Here is a 23,202-nt window from a genome sequence, read left to right on the forward strand (position 1 = left end):
GCCAGATCCCGGTCCCGGAATTGCGGTGGCCTGTTGCGGCCATACCGAGGCAGACTGCGGCGCATGACCGAGCTTCCGTCGCAGTACCACCGCAACCTCCCGTACGGCGAACGTATGTCGGCCGACGAGCTGATCGGCGACTCGCTGTTCCCGTTCGAGGGCGACCTACAGGTCGTGCCACTGGCCGATCCGGAGCTACCGGAGCCGCTGCGCGCCGGTGAGCCGGGCGGCAAGCCGTGCTACACCTGCACGGATCCGGACAAGTTCGTGATCTGGCGCGACGACCAGTGGCATCTGAAAGCGTTCGAGAACCACGGGCTGCCGTTCGTCGCAGTTCTCGAGCCCCGCGAGCACTACCGGCTCGACAACCTGCCGCCGGAGCTCACCGCGACGCTCGGAGTGATGATCCAGCGAGTGGCCGGAGCGATCGGCCGGATCGACGCGGTCGGGCGGACGCACTTCAGCCGGTGGGGCGACGGAAGCGAGCATTTCCACCTGTGGTTCCTCGCGCGGCCGCTCGGGCAGATGCAACTGCGCGGCGCGATGCTCGCGCTGTGGGACGACCTGCTGCCGAACGTCCCGTCCGAGCAGCACCAGGAGCACGTGCGCCTGGTCGCCGCCGCCCTGGCTGAGGACGGCGGCGAGGCGGTCGACCTACCAGCTACCGAGTGAGCGGGCGATCAGGATGTCGGTCTTGCGGACGGGCGGACCGTCGAGGTTGTCCGGGTTGTCGGCGCTGACCACGGTGCCACCAGCGGCGACCTTGTCCAGGGTCTTGAGGCCGGTGCGGTCCACCGTGCCGAAGACCGTGTAGTTGGGCCGCAGCCGCGAGTCGGCGAACACCAGGAAGAACTGGCTGCCGTTCGTGTCCGGTCCGGCGTTCGCCATGGCCAGCACTCCGCGGGCGTAGACCTTGCTCGCGCCCGTGGGGTCGGTCGGCCAGTTCGGCAGGTCGGTCGGCAGCTCGTCCTTGTAGGAGTAGCCCGGACCGCCCTCACCGGTACCGCTCGGGTCACCGCACTGCAGCACCTTGAGCGTCGAGTACAGCGTCAGCCGGTGACAGGTGGTGAAGTCGTAGAAGCGGCTCTTGGCCAGGTGCAGGAAGCTCTGCACCGTGCACGGCGCCTTGGCGCGGTCCAGGGACAGCAGCATCGGGCCCTGGTTCGTCGCGACGACCACCTTCACGATGCCCTTGTCGGGCGTCCGCTTCGGGTCCGGCGGCAGCGCGACCGGTCGGGCCGGCGGCTCGTCCGGAGTCTTCGTATAGCCGCACGGACCCTTGGTACCGGTCGGTGGTGCAGCCTGCGCCGGAGTGGCGACCAGCATCGTGGCCACCATCAGCGTCGCACCTGCGATCACAGCCGAAACCTTCATCAATTTCCTCCCACTGCCACAGTGAAGATCCGCAGGTCGCGGTTCTTCGGAAGCGTGATGCTGACCGGCGTGCTGGTCAAGGTCACGGGTGCTGTCGCGAAGATGTGTGTAGTCACGTTGTCACGTCCGCCACCGGACTCGTTCCGGTACGGCGTGGTCGCGACGATGACGTTGCCGTAGTGCAGGGTGTCGCCTCCGCCACCCAGAGTCCAGTCGCTGAAGGACAGGTCGACCGGCTGGGTCGTGCCGTCGCTGAAGTTCAGCACGGCCGTGGTCTGCTGGTTCCCGTTCACCGCGCTGCCGATGAACGACAGCTTCGTCGTACCGGCCGGCAGGTTCAGGTTGAGCAACTGCCCGTCGGCAGGCACGTTGTCAGGGTCGCCAACCGGCACGTCAGGCCAGGTGAACGTCAGTCCCTGCACAGTCCCGGCGCCGCCCGGGGCCAGACCGGCTGCGGCCAGCGCCTGCCGGGAGTAGCTCACTCCCCCGCCGTCATAGTCGGCCTCAGTGTGGTCACCGGCGTCATCAGAGGCCGCCGTCCCCTCACGCAGCACGAAGAACGAGTTCGGCAGTCCTACCACCACTGTGAAGCCCACCTGCGGCAACACGGTGCCATCCGCTGCCTTGACGGTCACAGTGACCGGGTAACGGCCGTCCGGCGTACCGGGCGCGGCGGTGATTGCCACCGGCGCACTGCCGTCTTTCTCCACGCGGAACGAACCAGTGGCCGGGCTGGCGGTCAGACCGGCCGGCGTCTTGACCATGTAGGTGACGTTCTGCGGCGTACCACTCAACCGGTGCGCCTTGATCGCCACCGGGGCACTCGTCGTACCCGGTGCGACCACTACGCGACTCTGATCGGTCGACGTCTGGAACGGGATCTCACCGGTACGCCACGACGGCGGTGCGTCGGACGGCTTCGAGCCCCACGCCACGTTGGCCGTCGTACCGAGCTTGAAGTCCAGAGTGCCGCCGTACCGGACGAAGTTCTCCGGCAGCCACGGCTTGGTCGACGTACGTCCATTCACCTTCAGGGACTGCACATACGGCGCGTCTGCACCCGGAGCGTTGATGCGGATCGTGCGGCCGCCGTCGCGGTGGATGACCGCGCGCGGGAACAGCGGTGCGGCCACCTGGAGCTCGGAGCGGCTCGGTACGTCGGGGTAGAGCCCGAGCGCGGTCCACACGTACCAGGACGACATGGCGCCCAGGTCGTCATTGCCCGGGATGCCACCAGTGCTGGTGTTCCACAGCTGGGTCATGGCCTGCCGCAGCGTCTCCTGCGTCTGGTACGGCTTGCCGATGTAGTTGTAGATCCACGGGGTGTTGATCGACGGCTCGTTGTCCATCTCGGCGTGCAGCTCACCGGCACGGGTGAGCGCCCAGGTGCCGTCCGGGTTCTTGAAGAACGCATCCAGCCGCTGGTTCGTCTGCTCGACTCCACCGATCGCATCGACCAGTCCGGCGCGGTTGTGCGGAACCATCCACGTGTACTGCGCACTGCTGCCCTCAGCGAACCCGTCACCCGTCGACGGCGTGAAGCCCGGCCAGGCGCCGTTCTCGTCGCGGTTCTGGACGTAGCCGCCGTTCTCCGGGTTGAACACGTTCTGCCAGTACTGCGACCTGTTCAGGAACTGCTTGTACGTCGACTTGTCGCCGGTCCGCTGTGCCAGCTGCGCGAGTGCGAAGTCAGCAGTCACGTCCTCGAGCGTTTCGACCGCACCGCCCCAGGCGTTGGACTTGGTCGGGATGTAGTGCAGTGCGAGGTACTTGTCGAGCGACGGCCGCTGTCCGATCGACATGACCGGCTTACCAGCCGAGCTGAGGTCCTTCTCGGTCGGAACCGTCGCCGCCTTCACTAGCGACTTCAGTGCACTCCGTACGTCGAAGTTCGTGCCACCGAACGCGTAGATGCCAGCCACTGCAGGAGCAGCCGGGTCACCGGTCATGACCGCCGTACTGCCTGAGGCGTGGGTCCAGCGGTCCCAGATGCCATCGTTCTGATCGGCCTGGTTGAGCAGCGACTGTGCGATGTCACCTGCCTTCTCCGGCTCCAGCAACGCCAGCAACTGCACCTGCGACCGGTAGACATCCCAACCGGAGAACGTCGCGTACTGCGCCTTCTGACCGCGGGCAACGCGATGCACCTTCTGGTCGAAACCCCAGTACTGCCCGTTGACGTCGCTGAACACGTTCGGGTGCAGCAGTGCGTGGTACAGCGCGGTGTAGAAAGTAGTGCGCTGCTCCGTGCTCCCACCGCCGATCTCGATCCGGTTGAGCTGCTTTCGCCAGTCCTGCTTGGCCTTTGCGGCAGTGGCGGTCACCGAGGTACCACGTGGGTTCTCAGCACGCAGGTTGGCCAGTGCGTTGGCCTTGCTCACGTAGGAGATGCCGATCCGCATGTTCACCGTGCTGCTGTCGAACCCGACGTACCCGCCGGAGCCCTTGTTCGGCGGCATCCACCCGTCGGTCCCGTACGTCGTACCGCCGTGGGAGCTGGTGCTGCCAGGGGCGACTGTGCTGTCGGTCCAGGTGCCGGTGTTCTTGAAGGGCTGGTCGAACTCGGCGACGAAGTGCAGCTTGTAGTAGCTACGGCGACCGACGCTGGCCAGATAGCCGCAGAAGTTGCCGCTGGTCACGTCACCGGAGACAGTGCGCGTCTTCGGGTCAATGGTGAGCTGCGCATCGCTCGAGCCGACCTCAGAGTTCGACGTCCGGAACAACAGCGACTTCGCCTTGTCCGCCGGGAACGTGAACGCGGCCGATCCGGTGCGCGGTGTCGCACTCAGCTCAGCAGTCGCACCGGAGTCCAGTCCGACCTTGTAGTAGCCGGCTTTGGCCACCTCGTTGGCGTGGTCGAACGTGCTGGCGTAGACCTCGTCCTTCGCGTCGCTCTGCGGCGAGCTGGTCACGTCACCGACGTACGGGAAGATCGGAATGTCACCCGACCCACCGGCACACCCGGTGCCGCTCATGTGCGTCAAGCTGAAGCCGCGGATCTTGTTGGCCGAGTACAGGTACCCCGCGGGCGCAGCCGTCCGGTACGCATTCCCCCGGCTGGTCTCCGGACTGAACGAAAACATCCCGAACGGCGTCACCGCCCCGGGAAACACATCCCCCAGGTTCGACGTCCCGATCAACGGATCCACATGCTCAGTCGGATCGGCCGACGTACCGGCAATCCGGCTAGCTCCAACAGCCTCCACTCCACGCAACCCCGCCACCATCGGATCAGCAGGCGGAGCCGTCGTCGGCCATGCCCCTCCCGACGGCAGTCCGGGCGTCGGCGCCGCCTGAGCGGTGACGCTCAACGCGAGACCAACAGACAACAAACTGGCAAGCACAGCAGAACTGCGCAGGGCGGTGCGCGGCATAGGGTTTCCCCACCTCAGACGTCGGAACAGGGCGGTGCATCCACACGACAGGTGACATCGTTGTCAGCTAGGAATACCCTCACGCACCGTACGAGGTCAAGCACTCAACAGAGTTTGACCACCGAGCGCTCGCAGCGCGTCTACCAATTGGTTCGGCGGACGAGCGCAGACGCAGGGATCAGTACGCCCGCCCACCGGCTCATGAGGACGGTCCGCTTGCGGTCAGCGCCCGCGCGCCGGTCTCGCGCTCGAGGCGCCGAGACTTGGTCTCGCCGCCTCCCACCGCACTCAGATGGGCTTGCGTCAGCACCAAGACGGCGGGAATCTCCCTCCGCTTGACCATCCTGACGAGTGCGTCGAACGCAACCGGATCCGTAGCGAGTTGCTCGACGAAGACCTTACGCAGGACGAAGCCCCGCCGGCCGGCGAAGACCGCGAGCTGCTCGGCTGCCTGATCGAACTGCGCGCAGGTCATCGACGGGTACCGCCGCAGGTAGCCGACCGCTGGCGTGAACTGAACGGGACTGTCGGTCATGACGCTGAATATTCCAGTTTTAAAGTGGAATATCAACCTCCAGGAAGCAGGTTCTGGAGTTGATATTCCATATCTGATGGCATCGGAGTAACCTTTCACCGTCGTCGCCCCTCGATCGAAGGAGAACGTTCGATGTCTCAGTTACGACGGATCGCAGGAGATTGCCCGGACAACAAGACCTGTCCGGCAGCCTGGACGACGGACGCCGATCCTGACTCGGTGTATGTCGTCGGCTCGATCGTCGAGGACGATCAGGACCTACTCGCGAAGGCCGGACCGGGTGAGACCGTTGTCCGCTTTCCTCGAAGCCTGTGGGAGCGCCGTTGATGTTGCCCGAGGAGCAGGTTGACACAATCTTCGAGGGGTTCCGGCACAGCGCATTCCGCCTCGAGACTCTCGACTACTACCACGTCGGGTCGGACGGCGGCGACGTCGCGCGCTACCTCGCCGGTGAGCCCGAACCAGATCCAGACCGCAAAGGACCGTGGCTGACGCAGCTCCGCCACGAACGGGAGGCCGGCAAGCTCAGACACCGCGTACACGTCTTGCGGACGCCGTTGACCGACTACCTTCGCTACGAATGCGAATGGGGGTACCTGCCGAACGCCGCAGCCGGGGAAGAGATCCACATCCTCGATCTCTCCGAGCACAGACTGCCGGCCGAGGTCGAGCCGCTCGAGGACTTCTGGCTCATGGACGATGAAACGGTCCTGCGCATGCACTACGACGAGCGGGGCGTGTACGTCGGCGCGAGCCTCGCCGAGGACGTCGTACCGTATCGTCGGAGCCGCGATGCGGCCCTCACGGCAAGTACCAGCTTCGGTGCCTGGTGGAACAGGCATCCCGAGTACTGGCGAGCCAACCAACAAGAATCGGAGAAGCCCTCCCCCGCATGACTGGCGCGGACGACACCTCGGGTGCTCTTGATCTGGCCACGGTGCTCCGTGAGTTTCGGCGCCGTGCCGGTCTCGGCGGTCTCGAAGCCGCCCACCGCGCCGGCGTCAGCCAGTCGAAGATCTCCAAGCTCGAGAACGGGCTGCTGCGCGCGAGTCCCGACGATGTCCGCGCACTGTGCGACGTCTACGGCGTACCAGCGAACGAGCGCGAGGCCCTGGTCGGACTGGCTTCCGAGTTGAAGTCGTCGAGCCGCCTGTCGAGAGTCGTCATGACTCGAGGCGCTGCCCGGCTCCAGCATCACATTGGTCAACTGGAGTCGAAGGCGACGCTCCTGCGCAGCTTTCAACCAGCGATGGTGCCTGGGCTCCTGCAGACGCACTCCTATGCACAGCTCGTCTTCGGTGCCGGACTCGCCGATGAGGAGCGCGACGCGGCCGTCGACGCCCGCTCGCGCCGGAGCGGCGCCCTGGACAACGAGACGAAGCAGTTCAGGCTCGTTCTCACCGAGGGCGCACTGCGATGGCAGGCCGGCAATCCACAGGTGATGGTTGATCAGCTCGACGCCATCATCACCGCGTCACGCCGCCCGAACGTGCATCTGGGCGTGATCCCCTGGACGACACCCGTCGAGGTCTTCTGCACGCACGCCTTCCACATCTACGATTCCGCGGCCGTGCTCATCGGGACGGAGGTCGCCTCCGCGATCCTCGATACAAGCGACGACGTGAACGTGTACGACGAACTCTTCGATCGACTCGGCCAAGCCTCATCCACCGGCGATGACGCACGACGAGAACTGCTGCGGATCCGCAGCGACTACCAACTGCTCAGTCGATGAGCCACAGGAGTCTCCGTGGGTGACCGCACTCTGCTTCTGGTGACCTGTGGAGCGCCGCTTGCCGCCCGGCTGGCGGACGGCGTACAAACCGCCCGCGACCTGGGCTGGGCTCCGTACGTCATCCCTACCGACGCGGCCATGCCCTGGCTGGCGGAGCTCGATCTATCAGATGTGCCGATCGTCGTGGGCAACCGCAAGCCTCATGAGCCGCGGCGCACGCCGACTGCGGATGCTGTGCTTGTGGTCCCCGCAACGTTCCACACGCTCAATGCTTGGGCCGGCGGGATTGCAAGCTCCTACCCCTTGACCACGCTCTGCGCGGCCGTCGGCACGCGTACACCGACAGTTGCCGTGCCCTACGCCAGTGCCGAGCTGACCAATCATCCTGCCTGGACGGCGTCGGTTGCGGTGCTTCGCCAAGCAGGTGTGCAGATCGTCGATCCGCAGAGCGGCTCGACCGAGTCACTGAACCCCGTCGAGTCCGGAACCCGTGGACGCATCGTCAGGGAGTTCCGTTGGCACTGGGCGTTCGACTGTCTTGCACCGGAATGAGAGTCGTTGATGTTGCCCAGACGTCATCGGTGTGGTGAGGGCGGAACTGTGCCACTCACCAACCTTCCTGCGGGGGCTCACGCGGGTGCTGCTGAGCGTGAACTATGAGAGCCGCAAAGACTTGGCAAGTGGGAGCGGTCCGCGGCGCCTTCGAGGGCTGGGCTCAGTACTCGTAGGCGGTGGCTGAGCAGAGCTTGCCATCCGTGCCCCAGGTCGAGCCGCTGGGCGCACCGGGGATCGGGACCGTGGACTCGATGGCAGTGGCGGCGTACTCGGCGGCGGTAGCGTCGGGCTGCGTCGAACGCGGCCGCGGCGCCAGGTACGGCGAAGAATGCGAGAGCGCCGGCGGAGGCCAGCAGCCCGGCGGCGCGAGGGCATATGACCTCTGCACGCATTGAGTCCTCCTCATGACGGTCAGTTGATCTGTCGAGCGTCACAAGAGGAGGTCCAGAAGCGATCCAGACGGCGTACTGGCCTCTGGCCGGCGAGCGATAGCACCTGCCCGGCCTCTACTGTCGGTAGATGATCAACGGCGCGCACGTCATCATCTACAGCCAGGATGCCGAAGCCGATCGGGCGTTCCTGAAGGACGTCCTCGGATATCCGCACGTCGACGCCGGCCATGGCTGGTTGATCTTCAAGCTGCCACCGGCCGAGGTCGCGGTTCACCCGACCAGCGGGGCCGAGTCACACGAGCTCTACCTGATGTGCGACGACCTCGAGCAGATAGTCGCGGAACTAACCGCACGTGGCGTCGAGTTTGTCCGCCCGACCGACGACCAACGCTGGGGCATCCTGACCTCGATCCGCCTCCCGGGCGGCGGCGAACTCGGCCTCTACCAGCCCCGGCACCCACCGGCATACAACCTCTGACCACAGCCTGGGATGAGAGACAGGTTAGTACGGCGGATTGCGCAGCAGACCACCGACAACCGGACGCGAATGTCGGCGCCACGCAGGGGACGGACCTGCGCCACTCACCAACCTTCCGCCGGGTGGCTCGCACAGGGGGTGCTGAGCGTGAGGTACGTGAGCCGCGCAGGCTTGGTGAGTGGCGGCGGTCCGGCAGCACCTACAGGTCTTTTGCGGGCCAGGGGGAGTCGGCTGGGCGGAGGGACTCGAAGCCGGGGCCGTTGAGGGCGGTCCAGGCGGCGAGGGAGCCCATGACGAGGATGGGGTTCTGGAGGTGGCCGGCCAGGACGGCGCCTACTACCTCGACGAGGGGAGCCCAGACGGTTTCCATGTCTGCTTCCTCGTGGAGGCGGGTGTAGGCCTCGTCTGCGGGTGAGAGGTCGCGGGCGAGGAAGATGCGGATGGCCTCGGTGGTCATGCCGGGTGAGGTGAAGGCGTCGACCAGGATGCGCCAGTCGGCGGCCTTGGTGCCGGTCTCCTCCCAGAGCTCGCGTTCGCCGCCGAGGCGGTACTGCTCGCCCTGGACGTCGAGGAGGCCGGCCGGTGGCTCGAGGAGCCGGTAGCCGACCGGATGCCGGTACTGGCGGACCAGCAGCATCCGGTTCCGCTCGTCGAGGGCGACCACGCCGACCGCGCCCGGGTGTACGACGATGTCGCGGACGAACGGGTCGCCGTCCGCGGGGGCGATGGTGTCCCGGCGGACCGAGATGACCCGGCCCGTCGAGTGCACCGTCTCCGAGGCCGAGACCGGCCAGTGCTCCGGTACGTCGGCCAGTCCGGCGCCGAAGCGCAGTTCGGGGTGGTCCATCAGGCCTTGACCGTCTCGGCCTTGGCCTTGGTGGCCGGCTTCTTCGAAGAAGCAGCCGGCTCCTCGACCGGGAGGCGGGACTCGCGCTGGCGGACCAGAGCGGCCGCGACCAGGCCGGCGAACAGCGGGTGCGGCTTGGTCGGCCGCGAGCGCAGCTCCGGGTGCGCCTGGGTGGCGACGAAGTACGGGTGCTGGGCCCGGTCCAGCTCGATGAACTCGACCAGCTCGTGGTCCGGCGACAGACCGCTGAAGACGAGACCGGCGGCCTCGAGCTTGTCGCGGTAGGCGTTGTTCACCTCGTAGCGGTGCCGGTGCCGCTCCTGGATGGTGGCCGAGCCGTACAGGCCGCGGACGATCGAGCCCTCGGCCAGGTTCGCCGGGTAGAGGCCGAGGCGCATCGTGCCGCCCAGGTCCCCGCCACCGGCGACGATGTCCTTCTGCTCCTCCATGGTCGCGATCACCGGCTGCTCGGCGTCCGGGTCGAACTCGGTCGAGTTCGCGTCCGTCAGCCCGGCCAGGTCGCGGGCGACCTCGACCACCATGCACTGCAAGCCGAGACACAGCCCGAGGATCGGTACGCCGTTCTCGCGGGCGAACCGGATCGCGCCGATCTTGCCCTCGATCCCGCGGACGCCGAACCCACCGGGGATGCAGATGGCATCCACGTCACCGAGCAGCTTCGCGGCACCCTCGGGGGTGGCGCACTCGTCGGAGGCGATCCAGCGCAGGTTGACCTTGGCGTCGTTGCCGAAACCGCCGGCCCGCAGCGCCTCGGCGACCGACAGGTACGCGTCCGGGAGGTCGACGTACTTGCCGACCAGCGCGACCGTGACCTCGTCCTTCGGGTGGTGCACGACCTTCAGCAGCTCGTCCCAGCGCGTCCAGTCGACATCACGGAACGGCAGGTTGAGGCGCCGTACGACGAAGGCGTCGAGCCCCTCGGCGTGCAGCACCTTCGGGATGTCGTAGATGCTCGGCGCGTCGGCGGCCGCCACCACGGCGTCCACGTCGACGTCGCACATCAGCGAGATCTTGCGCTTCACGCCGTCCGGGATCGGCCGGTCGGCACGGCAGACGATCGCATCCGGCTGGATACCGATCGAGCGCAGCGCGGCCACCGAGTGCTGGGTCGGCTTGGTCTTCAGCTCACCGGCGGGAGCCATGTAGGGCACCAGCGAGATGTGCAGGAAGAACACGTTGTCGCGGCCGACGTCGTGCCGGACCTGCCGCGCCGCCTCGAGGAACGGCAGCGACTCGATGTCACCGACCGTGCCGCCGATCTCGTGCAGGACGACGTCCACGTCGGGGCCCGCCATCGCGAGCATCCGTTCCTTGATCTCGTTGGTGATGTGCGGGATCACCTGGACGGTGTCGCCCAGGTACTCACCGCGGCGTTCCTTGGCGATCACACTGGAGTAGACCTGCCCGGTCGTCACGTTCGCGACCTGGGACAGATCCCGGTCCAGGAACCGCTCGTAGTGACCGATGTCGAGATCGGTCTCGGCCCCGTCGTTGGTGATGAACACCTCGCCGTGCTGGAAGGGGTTCATCGTGCCTGGATCGACGTTGAGATACGGATCCAGCTTCTGCATGGTCACCCGGATGCCGCGCGCCGTCAGCAGACTGCCGAGGCTTGACGCCGTCAGCCCCTTGCCGAGACTGGAGGCCACGCCACCGGTGACGAAAACGTGCTTGGTCTGCTGCGAGCTCGAAACCCTGTCCACGGGCCTTCAGCCTACCTGCTGTCAAGGGGTGGTCGCGACGAGACCCGCGTAGATGTCGAGCAGATTCTTCGCCGCACCGTCCTCGTCCGGCCATCTGGCGGCCAATTCACGGCCACGCGTCCGCATAGCGTTCGCGGTAGCGGGTTCGGCGAGAATCCCCCGGACCCCGTCGGCCAGCCCGTCCGCGTCCCCGGGAAACGCCAGTACGGCGCAGTCCTCGACCAGCTCGGGGATGCCGCCGGTCGCGGTCGCCACCACCGGTACGCCGACCTGCATCGCCTCCTGCACGACCAGCGCCCGCGCCTCCCAGTGCGAGGTGAGCAGGAACACGTCGGCCGCGCCCAGCAGGTTCGCCACGTCGCTGCGGTGTCCCAGCAACCGCACCGGCAGCTGCTCGGCGTCGATCCGGGCCTGCAGGTTGTCCCGCAGCGGACCGTCGCCAACCACCACGAAGACCGCGTCCGGAGTGGACTCGTGCACCCGGGCGGCCACGGACAGCAGCGTCGGGTAGTCCTTCTGCGGAGCCAGCCGGCCGACGGTCAGGATGAGGGGCTGGTCGGTCAGACCGAGCTCCTGCCTGATGTCTGCCGCCGAAACGGTTGGCTGCGTCATGGTGGGCGCAGCGACCGGTGCCAGCCGCGCGTCACGCGCTCCGAGGCTCTTGGCGAGCTCTACAAGGTCGCTGGAGGCTCCCAGCGTCACGTCCGCACCCTTGGCGACCAGTCGCTGCCCCAGACGCATGACAAGGCCCTTGGGGCCCGGAGCGATCACTGCGTTGTGCCAGGTGACGACCAGCGGGCGCAGCTTGGACCTGTCCCGCAGCGCTGCCATCCCCGCGCGGTAGCCGTGCGCGTGGACCACATCCGAGCCGCGGAGCGCTGGTGCTTGCGTGACCACAGTCGCGGCGCCGAAGTTGAAGTGCTCTGCGGTACCGGGCGGTGCGCAGACGACCACCTCGTGGCCAGCGCTCAAGAACCGCGGTACCAAGGAAGCGACGTGCTGCCCGATCCCGCCACGCGACTCCGCGAGCAGCAGCCCGATCCTCATGCCACAACCTTTCGACGGAGCAACGCGCGGGTGTCCGCGCGATCCAGTACGACGGCGACCACGGCGTACACGATGACGACGGCCAGGCCGGACAGCACCGAGAACAGGACTGCACTGCCCACTCCGGCGTCACCGGCCGGCAACGCGACCACCCAGCCCGCAGCACCGGCCAGTACGGCGCCGACGACCGCAGCGAGGGTGGCACGGGTCAGCCCCGCCAGTACGGCGCCGCCTGCATCCCGACGCAGCACCACGACCAGAGTGACAGCTCCGAGGACCATGCCGATCGACATGGCTGCCGCCAGCGCAGGTACTGCATCCCACTGCGCCGTCAGCACGACAGCCGATACAGCAACAAGCGCCCAGGCAGCTGACGTGACGATCGCGACCTGCCGACCGGAGTGCCGTGCGTAGAGCACCCGACCGACATGCATGAGCACAGCAAACCCAATGGCCGCCGGAGCGAACGCAATCAGCCCATTGCCGAGTGACGTCGCCTGAGCCTCCCGTACGGCGCCGTCGTCGTACGCGAAGATCCGCGCGACCGGTACGGCGGTCCCGACGAGCAACGCGGCACCAGCACCCCCGGCCAGCATGACCGCTCGGGTCGAGGCGGCGGCGTACAGGTCGAACTGCTCCCCTGCCTCGTACGCCGCGGCCAGGCGCGGGAACACCGCAGTCGTGATCGGTACGGCGAGAACGGCGTACGGGAGCAGGTAGACCGCGTTGGCCCAGGTATAGACGGCGATACTGCCCGCGACGCCGCGGTGATTGGCCAGGTACGTCGTGACAACGAAGGTGAGCTGCTGAGCGATCAGCACGGCCAGCCCGGCCAGTGCGAGCTTCCGCAGTACCGGTCCGACGCCAGGGTCGAGTCGGAGCGTCAGTCTGATCGGTAGGCGCAGCAGAAGCATCGGGACGAGCACAGTGAGCGCAAGTGCTGCCACGCCTGCGGTAGTCCCCCAGGCGAGCAGGTCATTCGCACCACGCGATGCACCGTCCGCATCCGGAGCCATGGCTGCGAACACAAAGTAGGTCCCGACGACCACCAAGCTGGAGACCAGTGGCGCCCACGCGCCGGCCCCGAACCTCTTGTGGGACTGGAGAACCGCAGTGGCGATGACAGCCAACGCGTAGCCGAACACCTGCGGGACGAAGATGACGAGCATCCGAGTGGCTGTTGCTCCCGATCCCGCACAGTCCGCACCCGGATCGAGGAGCGCGTCGGTGTAGCTCGACGCCAGCAGCCACGACAAGACCGCGAACGGTGCGAGCAGCAGGAACGACCACGACAACAGCGCACCGACGATCCGCCCCTGCGCTCCCCGGTCCCCACGAGCCACCGGGCCCGCCAGCACCGGAATCACCGCACCGGCGAGCGCACCACCGGCCACGATCTCGAACAAGATGTTCGGCAGTTGGTTGGCCGTTGTGTAGGCCTCAGCCAAACACCCGGCACCGACAGTCTTCGAGAAGACGAGCCACCGCCCGAACCCCACGACCCGAGCAAGGACGGTGACACCGGCCACCAGCAAGGCGGCCTGCGCAAGGCGCGATCTCACCGGGGGCGTCGGCCCCACTGGTCGATCTTGTCGAGCGCCGGGGTCTCCGCGATGAACTTGGTGAAGCTGACCTTCTCACTCGCCAGATTCAGCGCGACCACCGCGGCCAGGACGAGGGTCTTCAGAGGACGCGGCAGCGACGCGGCCAGTGCGGTGCCGGTGATGGCTCCTAGCCCGTTGGCTCCGCAGTCACCGAGCATGGAGCGCTCGCCCAGGTCAGAGGGGGCCGAAGCCACCGCTGCGCCGACCACTGCGCCAGCTGGGCCGTTGACCACGGCCAGCGGTGCGTTGATGGCGGCAACCGCCTTCAACGCGCGGCCGGGGCGGAGGTCGAGCAGATTGGTCAGGTTCGCCGTACCAGCGATCAGTGCACCGTCGGCGACCACTCCGACCAGTGCCTTCACACCGGTCGACTTGCGCGGCAGGATCGCGGCAGCGGCCAGACCGGCCGCACCGACGCCGAGGATCTTCACTGCGCCGCTAGTCACCTCACCGCGCTTCAACGCGGACAGGTGACCCCGGAAACCCTTGGCCTGCGTCGTTCCGCGCAGGTCGTCGTACGCGCCGACTGCACCCGACACCGAACCGGCCAGCAGCGCAGCCGCCTTCACCTTGCCCGGAGTGGAGGGCGCCGCGACGACACCAGCGAGTGCGCCGAGGACTGCGACCGGTCCCTCCAGCAACGTCACCGGCTCGCCCCGGTGGTTGGTCCGCTCGAACGGCTGCCGATTCTCCTTGGGCAGCTTCTCGGCGGCCTTCTCCAGTGCGGCAGTCGCAGCCGCTGCAACGACAGCGCTCAGAAATCCCACGTCAGTTGTCCTTCACCTGTACGGCGGCCGGCGCGATGCCGTCCTTCGCGTCGAAGGCGCCGTACTGGCCCGCCTTGCCGGTCAACTGCTCGACCAGCGCGAAGACGACGGTCATCTGCCCGGCGGGCAGATCGGCCACGTCCACCGAGGAAACGATCTTGGTGGCGTCGGAGTCACTCCGCAAGGCCTTCACGAGCCCGCCGTCCTTCGCGGTGTCCGGCGTCCCCGCCACGACCACACCGGCGCTGCCCTCGTCGAGACCCTCGACCAGGTCCACCGCGTCGGTGAACGTCGTGTTGGCCGCCGGCGGCGTCGCCGGCTTCCCGGCCACCACCACGATCAGCGTGGCCCGGTCCTTGATCGTCGACGGCTTGAGCGAGACCAGCCCCGAGCCGGTCAGCCCGCTGATGATCTTGGTCGCGTCGGCATCGACCGTGCGGCTGGGCTCCTTGGCCGCGATCGCCCGGGCCAGAATCATCCCGGCCCGCTCGTACGTCGTGGAGTCCTGCGCGAAGTTGACGTCCGGGGTGACGAGCTGGGTGATCAGCGGCTCGACCAGCTGACGCTGACCGGGGTCGAGCAGCTTGGCGTTCAGCGCGACCCGGACGGTCACCTGGGCACCGGCCTTCTGCAGCTCGTCGTTGACCGAGTTGACCAGGTCGCCGTCGGCGTTCGGCATCTGCACGATCGCGACCTTGCGGTCGGTCAGCTTGCCGTCGGCCAGCCCGGCCGTCACCTTGGCTTCGTAGTCCTGGTGGTACTTGTTCAGCGCGTCGAGCTGCATGATCTGGGCGCGGGCGGCGACGAGGTTGTCCCGGTCGACCTTCGCCTGGTTCTGGATGATGTCGCTGCCGGTGCCCTTCAGCGGGCCGGCGCCGAGCACCACCCCGGCGCCGAGGGCGAAGAAGATCGCCACGATCGAGACGATGTGGTAGCGAAAGTCGATCACGTGAACAGCTCCCGGATCCAGTAGACGAAGTCGTTCCAGCGCGCCCGCAGGATCGACCACAGCACTTCGTCGGCGTCGATGGCGACCATCGCCATCCCGAGGGCGAACAGGCCGGCCGCGACCAGCGAGACGATCTGGAACGTCGACACCCGGCTGCGGTACAGCCGGCCGACGCCCTTCGCGTCCACCAGCTTGGCGCCGACACGCAAGCGGGTGATGAAGGTGCTGGCCATTCCGGAGCGCCCCTTGTCGAGGAACTCCACCAGCGAGTTGTGGGTGCCGACCGCGACGATCAGCGAGGCACCCTTGGAATCGGCCAGCAGCATCGCGACGTCCTCGCTGGTCCCGGTGGCCGGGAACTCGATCGAGTCCACGCCGAGCCGCTCCAGCCGCTCCGAGCCCGGCGCGCGGCCGTCCCGGTACGCGTGCACGACCACCTCGGCACCGCTCTTGAGCGTCGCGTCACTGACCGAATCCATGTCGCCGACGATCAGGTCCGGCGCGTAGCCGTTCTCCACCAGCGCGTCCGCGCCGCCGTCGACACCGATCAGGACCGGCCGGTACTCACGGATGTAGGGCCGCAGCGCGACCAGATCCTCGCGGTAGTCGTAGCCGCGCACGACGATCAGCACGTGCTTGCCGTCCATCGGCGTGTGGACCTCAGGTACGCCGATGCCGTCGAGCAGCAGGTCGCGCTCGCGACGGAGGTAGTCCAACGTGTTCGCGGTGAAGGCCTCGAGCTGGGTCGAGAGCCCGGCGCGGGCGTCGTCCATCAGCTCCGCGACCGACTGGCTGTCCTGTGCGACACCCTTCGCGATCACCTCGTCACCGCGGTAGAGCGTGCCGTCGTGCAGCCGCACGTGCTCGCCCTCGTGCAGGACCGAGAAGACCTCGCGGCCGATCCCGTCCACCAGCGGGATCCCGGCGGCGACCAGGATCTCCGGGCCGAGGTTCGGATAGCGGCCGCTGATCGAATCCGCGACGTTCACCACCGCGGAGACCTTGCAGTTCACCAAGGCCTCGGCACTGACCCGGTCCAGGTCGACATGGTCGATGACCGCGATCTCGCCCGGCTTCAGCCGTTTGGTGAGATTCTTGGTACGCCGATCGAGCCGGACCACACCGGTGGATCCGGGCAGTTCAGTCGGGCGTGCTCTCCGCAGGCTGGGCAGTTTCATCGCGCTCTCATCCTGCCACGTCGTCGGCCCCCTTCCGGCTCACGACCCCGCCGGTACCCGGTTTCATCCTTTGGAACGAGCGTTTGCCGTACACTTCGTTTCATGTCGCAACGAAATGACCGGGAGCGGCTGGCCCTCGCGGTGATGGATCTGATCGAGACCGGGCAGCGCCGGATCGCCCGGAAACTCGACCTGACCAGGCTCCGGATCCTTGCCACGGTGGCCGATCACGGCCCGGTCCGCCCGCGCGAACTGGCCACCGAGCTGGCTCTGAACGCGTCCGCGGTCAGCCGGCACCTTGCCGCGCTGGAAGACGCGGGCGAGGTCGGCATCACTCCTGATCCGGCGGACGCCCGGACCTTCCTGGTCACCGCAACGAAAGCCGGACGCCGCGCGCTGAGTGCAGCTACAGACGCCGGTACGGCGGCCTTCGTGTCGGTCGTGGCGGACTGGACCGACGCCCAGGTCGCTGAAGCACTACGCGGAGTGGACCGGCTCAACGAGGTCTGGGCCGAGCACCACCGGCGGACTGATCCCCCACCACCGAATCGCTCGGCCAGAAGACGGAGCACACCATGAAGGTGCCGCGTTTCCTACTACTGCTCATCGCCCTTACCCACCTGGCGATCCCGGCGGTGATGCTGGTGCGATCGGATTCACTGCGGGCGGAGGTCGCTACGCAGCACCCGGACTTCCCGGCGAGCGAGGTGGACGCCTCGGTGCGCGTCGCACTGACGTCCGCGACGGTCTTCCATCTCCTACTGGCCGTGCTGTGCGTCGTGCTGGCGTGGAAGCTCGACGGCACCCGCCGCTGGGCATCCCGATTGACCGTTGTGTCGCAGGCACTGTCGATCGTGTTCAGCCTGGTGTCGTGGTCGACCTCCACGATGTTCCACGCGGTCATCCCAGTGGTCGTGCTGCTCCAGCTCGCCACGATCGTGCTGGTGCTGCGCGCCCGCCGTACTTAACGCTTCTTTTTCTTGGGCTTGTTGTGCCGCTCGGCCGCCAGCGCGAGCAGCTCCTCGGCGTGCGCCTGCGCGGCGTCGGAGTTCTCCAGGCCGGCCATCATCCGGGACAGTTCCTTCAGCCGGGCGTCGTCGTCCAGCGCGACCAGGCCGCTTGTGGTCACCGAGCCGTCGTCACTCTTCAGTACGACGGCGTGCCGGTCCGCGAACGCGGCCACTTGCGGCAGGTGGGTCACCACGATCACCTGGGCCTTCTCGGCCAGCCGGGCGAGCCGCTTGCCGACCTCGACCGCGGCGCGGCCACCGATCCCGGCATCGATCTCGTCGAAGACCAGCGTCGGCACCTTGTGCGTGTCGGACAGGATCACCTCGAGCGCCAGCATCACGCGGGAGAGCTCACCACCGGACGCCGACTTCTGCAGCGGGCGGGCCGGGCTGCCCGGGTTCGCCGCGAAACAGAACTCGATCTCGTCGATCCCGTACGGTCCGGCCGACGTCTCGTGCACCTCGACCGACAGTGTCGCGTGCGGCATCGCCAGCCCGGTCAGCTCCTCCGACACGAGCACTCCGAGCCGCTCGGCCGCCTCGAGTCGGGCCTCGCGGACCTGCCTGCCCAGCTCGGCCAGTGTGGCGTCCAGCTCGGCCAGCTCCGCGGTCAGCAGCTCGACGCGCTCGTCACTGCCATCCAGCTCGGCCAGTCGCTCGGCGGACCGCTTGGCCCAGTCGAGCACCTCGTCCACAGTCCCCTGCTCACCGCCGTACTTGCGGATCAGGGTGGTCAGCAGCGACCGCCGCTCGCTCACCACGGACAGCCGGGCTGGATCGGTGTCCACGTCCGCGGCGTACGAGGAGAGCTCGCCGGCCAGGTCCGCGGCCAGATACCCGAGCTCGCCGGCCCGGTCCGCCAGCTCGGCCAGCTTGGCGTCGTGCTCGCGTTCACCGTCCAGTAGCTGCTTGGCCAGGGCCAGCAGACCCAGTACGTCGCTCGGCCGCGTCGACTCGAGGTCCTCGGAGGCGAGTGCCTCGGCCGCGTTCGTCGCAGCGGTCCGCAGACCGTCGGCGTACGCGAGACGCCCCTCCTCGGTCGCCAGCTCGGTGTCCTCACCGGGCAGCGGCTCTGCTTTGGCGACCTCTTCCAGACCGAACCGCAACCGGTCCGCCTCGGCGAGCCGATCGCGTTGCCTGGTGGTCAGCTCGGTCAGCTCGGCCTCGATCTCACGATGCCGCTTGTACGACGACGCGTACTCCTGCAGGGGCACCAGAACCGGCTTGCCGGCGAAGGTGTCCAGCGTCTCGCGCTGCCGGGCCGGCTGCAGCAACCGCCACTGATCGGCCTGCCCATGGATCGCGACCAGGTCGCCCGACACCTCGGCCAGCACCGACACCGGCACCGACGCCCCGCCGAGGAACGCCCGCGAGCGTCCCTCCGACGAGAGCTCACGCGCGATCAGCAGCTCCTCGTCGTCCAGCTCGCCGCCCCGGTCCTCGGCCTGCTGCACGATCGACTTCGGCACGTTGGTCGCCCGGCCCTCGACCCGCGCCCGCCGCACCCCGTGCCGCACCAGCCCACTGTCGGCGCGGCCGCCCAGCAGCATGTTCACGCCGGTCACGACCATCGTCTTACCCGCACCGGTCTCGCCGGTCACGGCCGTGAACCCGGGGTCGAGGTCCAGTGTCGCGTCCTCGATCACACCCAGGCCGGTGATGCGGATTTCCGAAAGCATCAGGTCTCCTGTTGACCGTTGGGATTGCGTTTGCGCTCGGCGGCACCGCGCCAGCCGAGCACCGGGAGATCGAACTTGGCGACCAGCCGGTCGGTGAACGGCGCCTTGTGCGCCCGGGCCAGCCGGACCGGCCGGGCTCCGCGCCGGACCACGATCTCGGCGCCGGGCGGCACCTCGACCATCCGGCGGCCGTCGCACCACAGCACACCACGCCCGTTCCAGGTCCGCACCAGCTCGATCGACAGCCGGGACGACGGCGCCACCACGATCGGCCGCGAGAACAGCGCGTGGGCGCTGACCGGGACCAGCACGATCGCCTCGACCTCGGGCCAGACGATCGGTCCACCCGCCGAGAACGCGTACGCCGTACTGCCGGTGGGCGTCGCGACCACGACACCGTCGCAGCCCCAGCGGGACAGCGGGCGGTTGTCGACCTCGACCAGCACCTCGAGCATCTTCTCGCGGGCGGCCTTCTCGATGCTTGCCTCGTTCAGTGCCCAGGTGTCGAAGATCAGCTCGCCGTCGAGGCGGACGTCGACGGCAAGCGTCATCCGCTCCTCGACCGTGTAGCTGCGGTCCACCACGACCTGGACGATCCGCTCCAGGTCGTCGACGTCGGCCTCGGCCAGGAACCCGACATGGCCGAGATTGACGCCGAGCACCGGCGTACCGTGCGGGCGGGCCAGCTCCGTGGCGCGCAGGATCGATCCGTCGCCGCCGAGCACGATGATCAGCTCGACATCGAGCGCCGCGTTCGCCGGATTGTCGGCGATCTCGACCGGATCGAGCTTGAGGTCGTCGGCCTCGTTGGCGAGCAGCCGGACCAGCAGACCGGCATCCGTCAGCAGCCGGTGCACGTCACGCGCCACCTCGACCGCCTCGTCCCGGCCGGTGTGCGTCACCACCAGCACCCGCCGCGGCTCAGCCACTTCTACGCTCCATTCATACTTTCCCCGCCCCACCAACCCCGGTCATTGCGGTCCACGCTCAATCGCGTCCTGCAGCATCGTCTCATCCAGCGGCGGCGCCGAACGCCGTATCCACAGGAAGTACTCGACATTTCCGGACGGTCCGGGCAGCGGACTGGCCGCTACTCCCGCGATGCCCCAGCCGAGCTGCTGTGCCTTGAAGGCCACCTGCCGGACAGCATCCGCGCGCAACTCGGGCTCCCGGACCACTCCGCCCTTGCCGAGCCGCTCCTTGCCCACCTCGAACTGCGGCTTCACCATCAGCATCAGCTCGCCGTCCGGTTTCACCACCTGCAGCAGCGCGGGCAGCACCAGCGTGAGCGAGATGAAGCTCAGGTCACTGACCACGAGATCAACCGGTTCACCACCGATCTGCTCGAGCGTGAGCGTCCGGACGTTGGTCCGGTCCATCACGGTGACCCGGTCGTCGGTCTGCAGCGCCCAGACCAGCTGTCCGTAGCCGACATCGACTGCGAACACCCGCTGCGCCTTGTTGCGGAGCAGTACGTCGGTGAACCCACCCGTGGAGGCACCTGCGTCGAGCGCGACCCGGCCCTGCACCTGGACCTCGGGGAACGCCTCCAGCGCACCGATCAGCTTGTGCGCACCACGGCTCGCATAGCCGGGGTCGTCGGTCTCGGACGTGTCCACCACGATCGGTGCGTCGGTGCCGACCCCGGTCGCGGGTTTGGTCGCGACAGTGCCGGACACCTTCACCTTGCCGGCCGCGATCAGCTCACTCGCCTGCTCACGCGATCGAGCCAGGTTGCGTCGTACCAGCTCCGCGTCCAGCCGCGTGCGCTTGACTCCCTTGGCCACTTACCTGCTGTCGCCTTGGTCTGAGTCCGCCTCGACCAGTGCGGTCTGCAGGCGCTCGTGCAGGTCGGCATACACGTCGGCGTGCTCACCGACCGGCTTGTCCCGCAGGTCGTGCAGCCGGCCCATGACCTCTTCGACCAGCGGGTGCCCCGACTCGTCCTCCAGCTCCGCGGACTCGGCGGTGAACGGCTGCTCGTGCTGCGCACCGGGATCGCGGGCGAACTCCGGCCCGAACTCCACCTCGGCCGGATCCAGCTGCTGCTCCTGCTGCTCCTCGCCGTCGTACTCGCCGTACTGGTCGTTCTGGGAGCCGGGCTCGGAGTCGTAGTCCGGTTGCGCAGGGGTCTGCTCGTCGTGCTCCGGCGCGTAGTCCGGTTCCACGTCGGGGTCGACGGCCGGGGGGAACTGCTCGCCAGGGTGTTCGGTCACGTCAGGCCTTCTTCGCTGCCGTCTTCTTGGCCGGCGCCTTCACTGCTGCCTTTTTTCCGGCGACTGCCTTCTTGGCCGGGGCAGCCTTCTTGGCCGGAGCTGCCTTCTTCGCGACGGCCTTCTTCGCCGGGGCCTTCTTGGCCGGAGCCTTCTTCACCGGCACCGGTGCTGCCACCGGAGCAGGCGCCGCCGCGTCGGCCTGGGCCTCGGCGAGCTCGGTCTCCAGCTGCTGCACCCGACGGGTCAGCGCCGCGACCTCCTCGGAGCGGACGAACCCGAGCCGCGCCACTGCGCCCTCGACCTCGTTCGTCACGATCGCCTGCAACAGCTGACGGTTGCTCTTGCTGGTGGCAACGATTTCGTCGGCCAGGTCGCCCACCTTCGTGGTCAGCCCGGACGTCAGCGCCTCCGCACCGGTCTGCTGCAGCAGCGCCTTGGCCGCTGCCTCGGCCTTCTGCTTGCTGACCTCGGCCAGGCCGTTCGCCAGCTGTACGTAGCCGCGCAGTGCGTCCATCACCATGACTGCCTCCTCGCTTCGTTCCAGCAACGGTAGCGCCTCGGCCCGGCATTACCTGCCAGGCCTGCCCTACCAGTTAGAGATGGCCTCACTTCTCGAGGCCGATGCGATGCAGAGCGGCGTCGACGGCGATCGTTCCGAGCGCCGGTGCGGGCTTCGGCAACGGTCGGCGGCTACTGCGGGTCGCCGACTTCGCAGTCTTCGCAGGAGCTTTCGGCTCATCGGTAGCGGTCCAGACCGCGGACAGAATCGCGCGGAGGCCGTCGTACGGCTCCCCCTCGCCCTTGATCGCCACAGCGCCGTTCACAACCTCGGCTGTCCAGCCCACGCAGGTGTGCTTGCTGCCGTCGACGGTCACACCAGGCTGCTTCTGCGCGAGCGCTGCGAGATCAGGTGCGATGTACGTCGGCCGCTCGTTCTTGGGTGCCCGGGCCAGGTCATGTGCGTCGTGTACGCCGGTTGCCACCCACAGGCTGGCGATTCCGACCGCATGTGCGCCGGCGATGTCGGAGTCCAGCCGGTCACCGATCATCAGCGGCTTCTTGGCCTTCAGCCGCTCAATGCTCGTCTCCAGCAACGGCGGTGCCGGCTTGCCGGCGATGACCGGGTCCACCTCGACCGCGGCCCGGACTGCCTGCACCAGCGTGCCGTTGCCGGGCGCCATGCCCCCTGCGGTCGGAATAGTCAGGTCAAGGTTGGTCGCGAACCACTTCGCGCCCTCGTTGATCGCATGCGCGCCATCGGCGAGCATCACCCAGTTCACATCCGGGTGGAAGCCTTGTACGACGGCCACCGGGCGCGCGTCGCTGCTGCGCACCGGCGTCAGCCCGTACTCCTCCAACGCCGCGTACAGACCCTCGCCACCGATGACGAGCACCGGCGAGCCCTTGGGGTACTCACTCGCGATGAGCTTCGCTGCGGCCTGGGCGGAGGTCACCACGTCGTCAGCGATCACATCCAGCCCGAACGACGCCAGGTGCTCGGCCACGACCCGTGCCGGCCGACTGGCGTTGTTGGTGATGTAGCCGATCCGCATGCCTTCCTTGGCCGCCTTGCGCAGGTGGTCAGGTGCCTCCGGGACCGGGTCCGGGCCGACGTACACGACGCCGTCCAGATCCAGCAGCGCGACGTCGTACCGGCTCGCGAGCGGTTCATCACACTCGGACAGTGGCGCGGGCGCTTCGCCATGCGTGCTCATGCGGACCGTCCTACGATGCGAGA

At 67.8% G+C, this 23,202-nt stretch carries 25 protein-coding genes; 8 read left to right on the plus strand and 17 right to left on the minus strand.

The annotated features are described in order from the left end of the window. Positions 1–63: 63 nt before the first annotated feature. Positions 64–672, plus strand: coding sequence for a hypothetical protein (locus OG474_RS04325; RefSeq protein ID WP_405060872.1), 609 nt, complete (start codon positions 64–66; stop codon positions 670–672). On the opposite strand, the gene OG474_RS04330 is transcribed toward OG474_RS04325, so the two are convergent. The 3 genes from OG474_RS04330 to OG474_RS04340 all read right to left on the minus strand — a co-directional run bounded on the left by OG474_RS04330 (position 655) and on the right by OG474_RS04340 (position 5,283). Next, a complete protein-coding gene (locus tag OG474_RS04330) occupies positions 655–1,374 on the minus strand; it encodes a peptidylprolyl isomerase (RefSeq protein ID WP_405060873.1) in 720 nt (239 codons plus the stop codon). The two genes, OG474_RS04325 and OG474_RS04330, sit on opposite strands and share 18 nt — an antisense overlap. Next, a complete protein-coding gene (locus OG474_RS04335; RefSeq protein ID WP_405060874.1) occupies positions 1,374–4,748 on the minus strand; it encodes a GH92 family glycosyl hydrolase in 3,375 nt (1,124 codons plus the stop codon). The genes OG474_RS04330 and OG474_RS04335 overlap by 1 nt, the downstream gene beginning before the upstream one ends. Positions 4,749–4,947: 199 nt before the next feature. Beyond that, positions 4,948–5,283, minus strand: a complete 336-nt coding sequence (locus tag OG474_RS04340) for a hypothetical protein (protein ID WP_405060875.1) — start codon at positions 5,281–5,283, stop codon at positions 4,948–4,950. A gap of 132 nt (positions 5,284–5,415) precedes the next feature. On the opposite strand from OG474_RS04340, the gene OG474_RS04345 reads away from it, so the two are divergent. Genes OG474_RS04345 through OG474_RS04360 form a run of 4 tightly spaced genes read left to right on the plus strand, consistent with a single transcriptional unit; the run spans position 5,416 to position 7,570 of the window. Beyond that, positions 5,416–5,610, plus strand: a complete 195-nt coding sequence (locus OG474_RS04345) for a hypothetical protein (protein ID WP_405060876.1) — start codon at positions 5,416–5,418, stop codon at positions 5,608–5,610. Then, on the plus strand, positions 5,610–6,179 hold the full coding sequence (locus OG474_RS04350; protein ID WP_405060877.1) for a DUF6879 family protein: 570 nt from the start codon (positions 5,610–5,612) through the stop codon (positions 6,177–6,179). Before OG474_RS04345 ends, OG474_RS04350 begins: the two co-directional genes overlap by 1 nt. Beyond that, complete coding sequence (locus OG474_RS04355; RefSeq protein ID WP_405060878.1) at positions 6,176–7,018, plus strand: helix-turn-helix domain-containing protein; 843 nt, start codon at positions 6,176–6,178, stop codon at positions 7,016–7,018. The genes OG474_RS04350 and OG474_RS04355 overlap by 4 nt, the downstream gene beginning before the upstream one ends. Before the next feature lie 15 nt (positions 7,019–7,033). Continuing rightward, positions 7,034–7,570, plus strand: a complete 537-nt coding sequence (locus OG474_RS04360) for a flavoprotein (RefSeq protein ID WP_405060879.1) — start codon at positions 7,034–7,036, stop codon at positions 7,568–7,570. 163 nt (positions 7,571–7,733) lie between these two features. On the opposite strand, the gene OG474_RS04365 is transcribed toward OG474_RS04360, so the two are convergent. Next, on the minus strand, positions 7,734–7,961 hold the full coding sequence (locus OG474_RS04365; RefSeq protein ID WP_405060880.1) for a hypothetical protein: 228 nt from the start codon (positions 7,959–7,961) through the stop codon (positions 7,734–7,736). A gap of 131 nt (positions 7,962–8,092) precedes the next feature. Between OG474_RS04365 and OG474_RS04370 the strand changes: the two genes are divergently transcribed. Beyond that, positions 8,093–8,443: a VOC family protein gene (locus OG474_RS04370; RefSeq protein WP_405060881.1), complete on the plus strand. Its 351-nt coding sequence runs from the start codon at positions 8,093–8,095 to the stop codon at positions 8,441–8,443. A gap of 199 nt (positions 8,444–8,642) precedes the next feature. Here OG474_RS04370 and OG474_RS04375 read toward each other — a convergent pair whose 3' ends face one another. Genes OG474_RS04375 through steA form a run of 7 tightly spaced genes read right to left on the minus strand, consistent with a single transcriptional unit; the run spans position 8,643 to position 16,559 of the window. Beyond that, positions 8,643–9,290, minus strand: coding sequence for an NUDIX domain-containing protein (locus tag OG474_RS04375; RefSeq protein ID WP_405060882.1), 648 nt, complete (start codon positions 9,288–9,290; stop codon positions 8,643–8,645). Next, positions 9,290–11,014, minus strand: coding sequence for a CTP synthase (locus OG474_RS04380; protein WP_405060883.1), 1,725 nt, complete (start codon positions 11,012–11,014; stop codon positions 9,290–9,292). Before OG474_RS04380 ends, OG474_RS04375 begins: the two co-directional genes overlap by 1 nt. Positions 11,015–11,035: 21 nt before the next feature. After that, positions 11,036–12,061: a glycosyltransferase family 4 protein gene (locus OG474_RS04385; RefSeq protein ID WP_405060884.1), complete on the minus strand. Its 1,026-nt coding sequence runs from the start codon at positions 12,059–12,061 to the stop codon at positions 11,036–11,038. Continuing rightward, the gene (murJ, locus tag OG474_RS04390; protein WP_405060885.1) at positions 12,058–13,623 is read right to left on the minus strand and encodes a murein biosynthesis integral membrane protein MurJ; all 1,566 of its coding nucleotides are present in this window, start codon (positions 13,621–13,623) and stop codon (positions 12,058–12,060) included. Before murJ ends, OG474_RS04385 begins: the two co-directional genes overlap by 4 nt. Next, positions 13,620–14,432 carry a hypothetical protein gene (locus tag OG474_RS04395; protein WP_405060886.1) on the minus strand — a complete coding sequence of 271 codons (813 nt, stop codon included), beginning with the start codon at positions 14,430–14,432 and terminating at the stop codon, positions 13,620–13,622. Before OG474_RS04395 ends, murJ begins: the two co-directional genes overlap by 4 nt. Position 14,433: 1 nt before the next feature. Next, entirely contained in the window at positions 14,434–15,381 is a 948-nt protein-coding gene (locus OG474_RS04400) for a copper transporter (protein ID WP_405060887.1), read from the minus strand. Next, complete coding sequence (gene steA / locus OG474_RS04405) at positions 15,378–16,559, minus strand: putative cytokinetic ring protein SteA (protein ID WP_405060888.1); 1,182 nt, start codon at positions 16,557–16,559, stop codon at positions 15,378–15,380. Before steA ends, OG474_RS04400 begins: the two co-directional genes overlap by 4 nt. A gap of 102 nt (positions 16,560–16,661) precedes the next feature. On the opposite strand from steA, the gene OG474_RS04410 reads away from it, so the two are divergent. Further along, the gene (locus OG474_RS04410; protein ID WP_405060889.1) at positions 16,662–17,138 is read left to right on the plus strand and encodes a MarR family winged helix-turn-helix transcriptional regulator; all 477 of its coding nucleotides are present in this window, start codon (positions 16,662–16,664) and stop codon (positions 17,136–17,138) included. Further along, positions 17,135–17,527 (plus strand): hypothetical protein, encoded by a 393-nt coding sequence (locus OG474_RS04415; protein WP_405060890.1) that lies wholly within the window; start codon positions 17,135–17,137, stop codon positions 17,525–17,527. The genes OG474_RS04410 and OG474_RS04415 overlap by 4 nt, the downstream gene beginning before the upstream one ends. Here the strand turns inward: OG474_RS04415 and recN are convergent. The 6 genes from recN to OG474_RS04445 all read right to left on the minus strand — a co-directional run bounded on the left by recN (position 17,524) and on the right by OG474_RS04445 (position 23,179). Continuing rightward, positions 17,524–19,248 (minus strand): DNA repair protein RecN, encoded by a 1,725-nt coding sequence (gene recN, locus OG474_RS04420; protein ID WP_405060891.1) that lies wholly within the window; start codon positions 19,246–19,248, stop codon positions 17,524–17,526. The genes OG474_RS04415 and recN overlap by 4 nt on opposite strands. Continuing rightward, on the minus strand, positions 19,248–20,177 hold the full coding sequence (locus OG474_RS04425; protein WP_405060892.1) for an NAD kinase: 930 nt from the start codon (positions 20,175–20,177) through the stop codon (positions 19,248–19,250). Before OG474_RS04425 ends, recN begins: the two co-directional genes overlap by 1 nt. A gap of 42 nt (positions 20,178–20,219) precedes the next feature. After that, entirely contained in the window at positions 20,220–21,035 is an 816-nt protein-coding gene (locus OG474_RS04430) for a TlyA family RNA methyltransferase (protein ID WP_405060893.1), read from the minus strand. Beyond that, positions 21,036–21,464, minus strand: a complete 429-nt coding sequence (locus OG474_RS04435; protein ID WP_405060894.1) for a hypothetical protein — start codon at positions 21,462–21,464, stop codon at positions 21,036–21,038. It abuts the gene before it with no gap. A gap of 1 nt (position 21,465) precedes the next feature. Continuing rightward, positions 21,466–21,984 (minus strand): polyhydroxyalkanoate synthesis protein PhaF, encoded by a 519-nt coding sequence (locus tag OG474_RS04440; protein ID WP_405060895.1) that lies wholly within the window; start codon positions 21,982–21,984, stop codon positions 21,466–21,468. A gap of 85 nt (positions 21,985–22,069) precedes the next feature. Beyond that, positions 22,070–23,179, minus strand: a complete 1,110-nt coding sequence (locus OG474_RS04445) for an HAD-IIA family hydrolase (protein ID WP_405060896.1) — start codon at positions 23,177–23,179, stop codon at positions 22,070–22,072. Positions 23,180–23,202: the final 23 nt, after the last annotated feature.

The organism is Kribbella sp. NBC_01505, from assembly GCF_045040285.1.
Taxonomy (GTDB): domain Bacteria; phylum Actinomycetota; class Actinomycetes; order Propionibacteriales; family Kribbellaceae; genus Kribbella.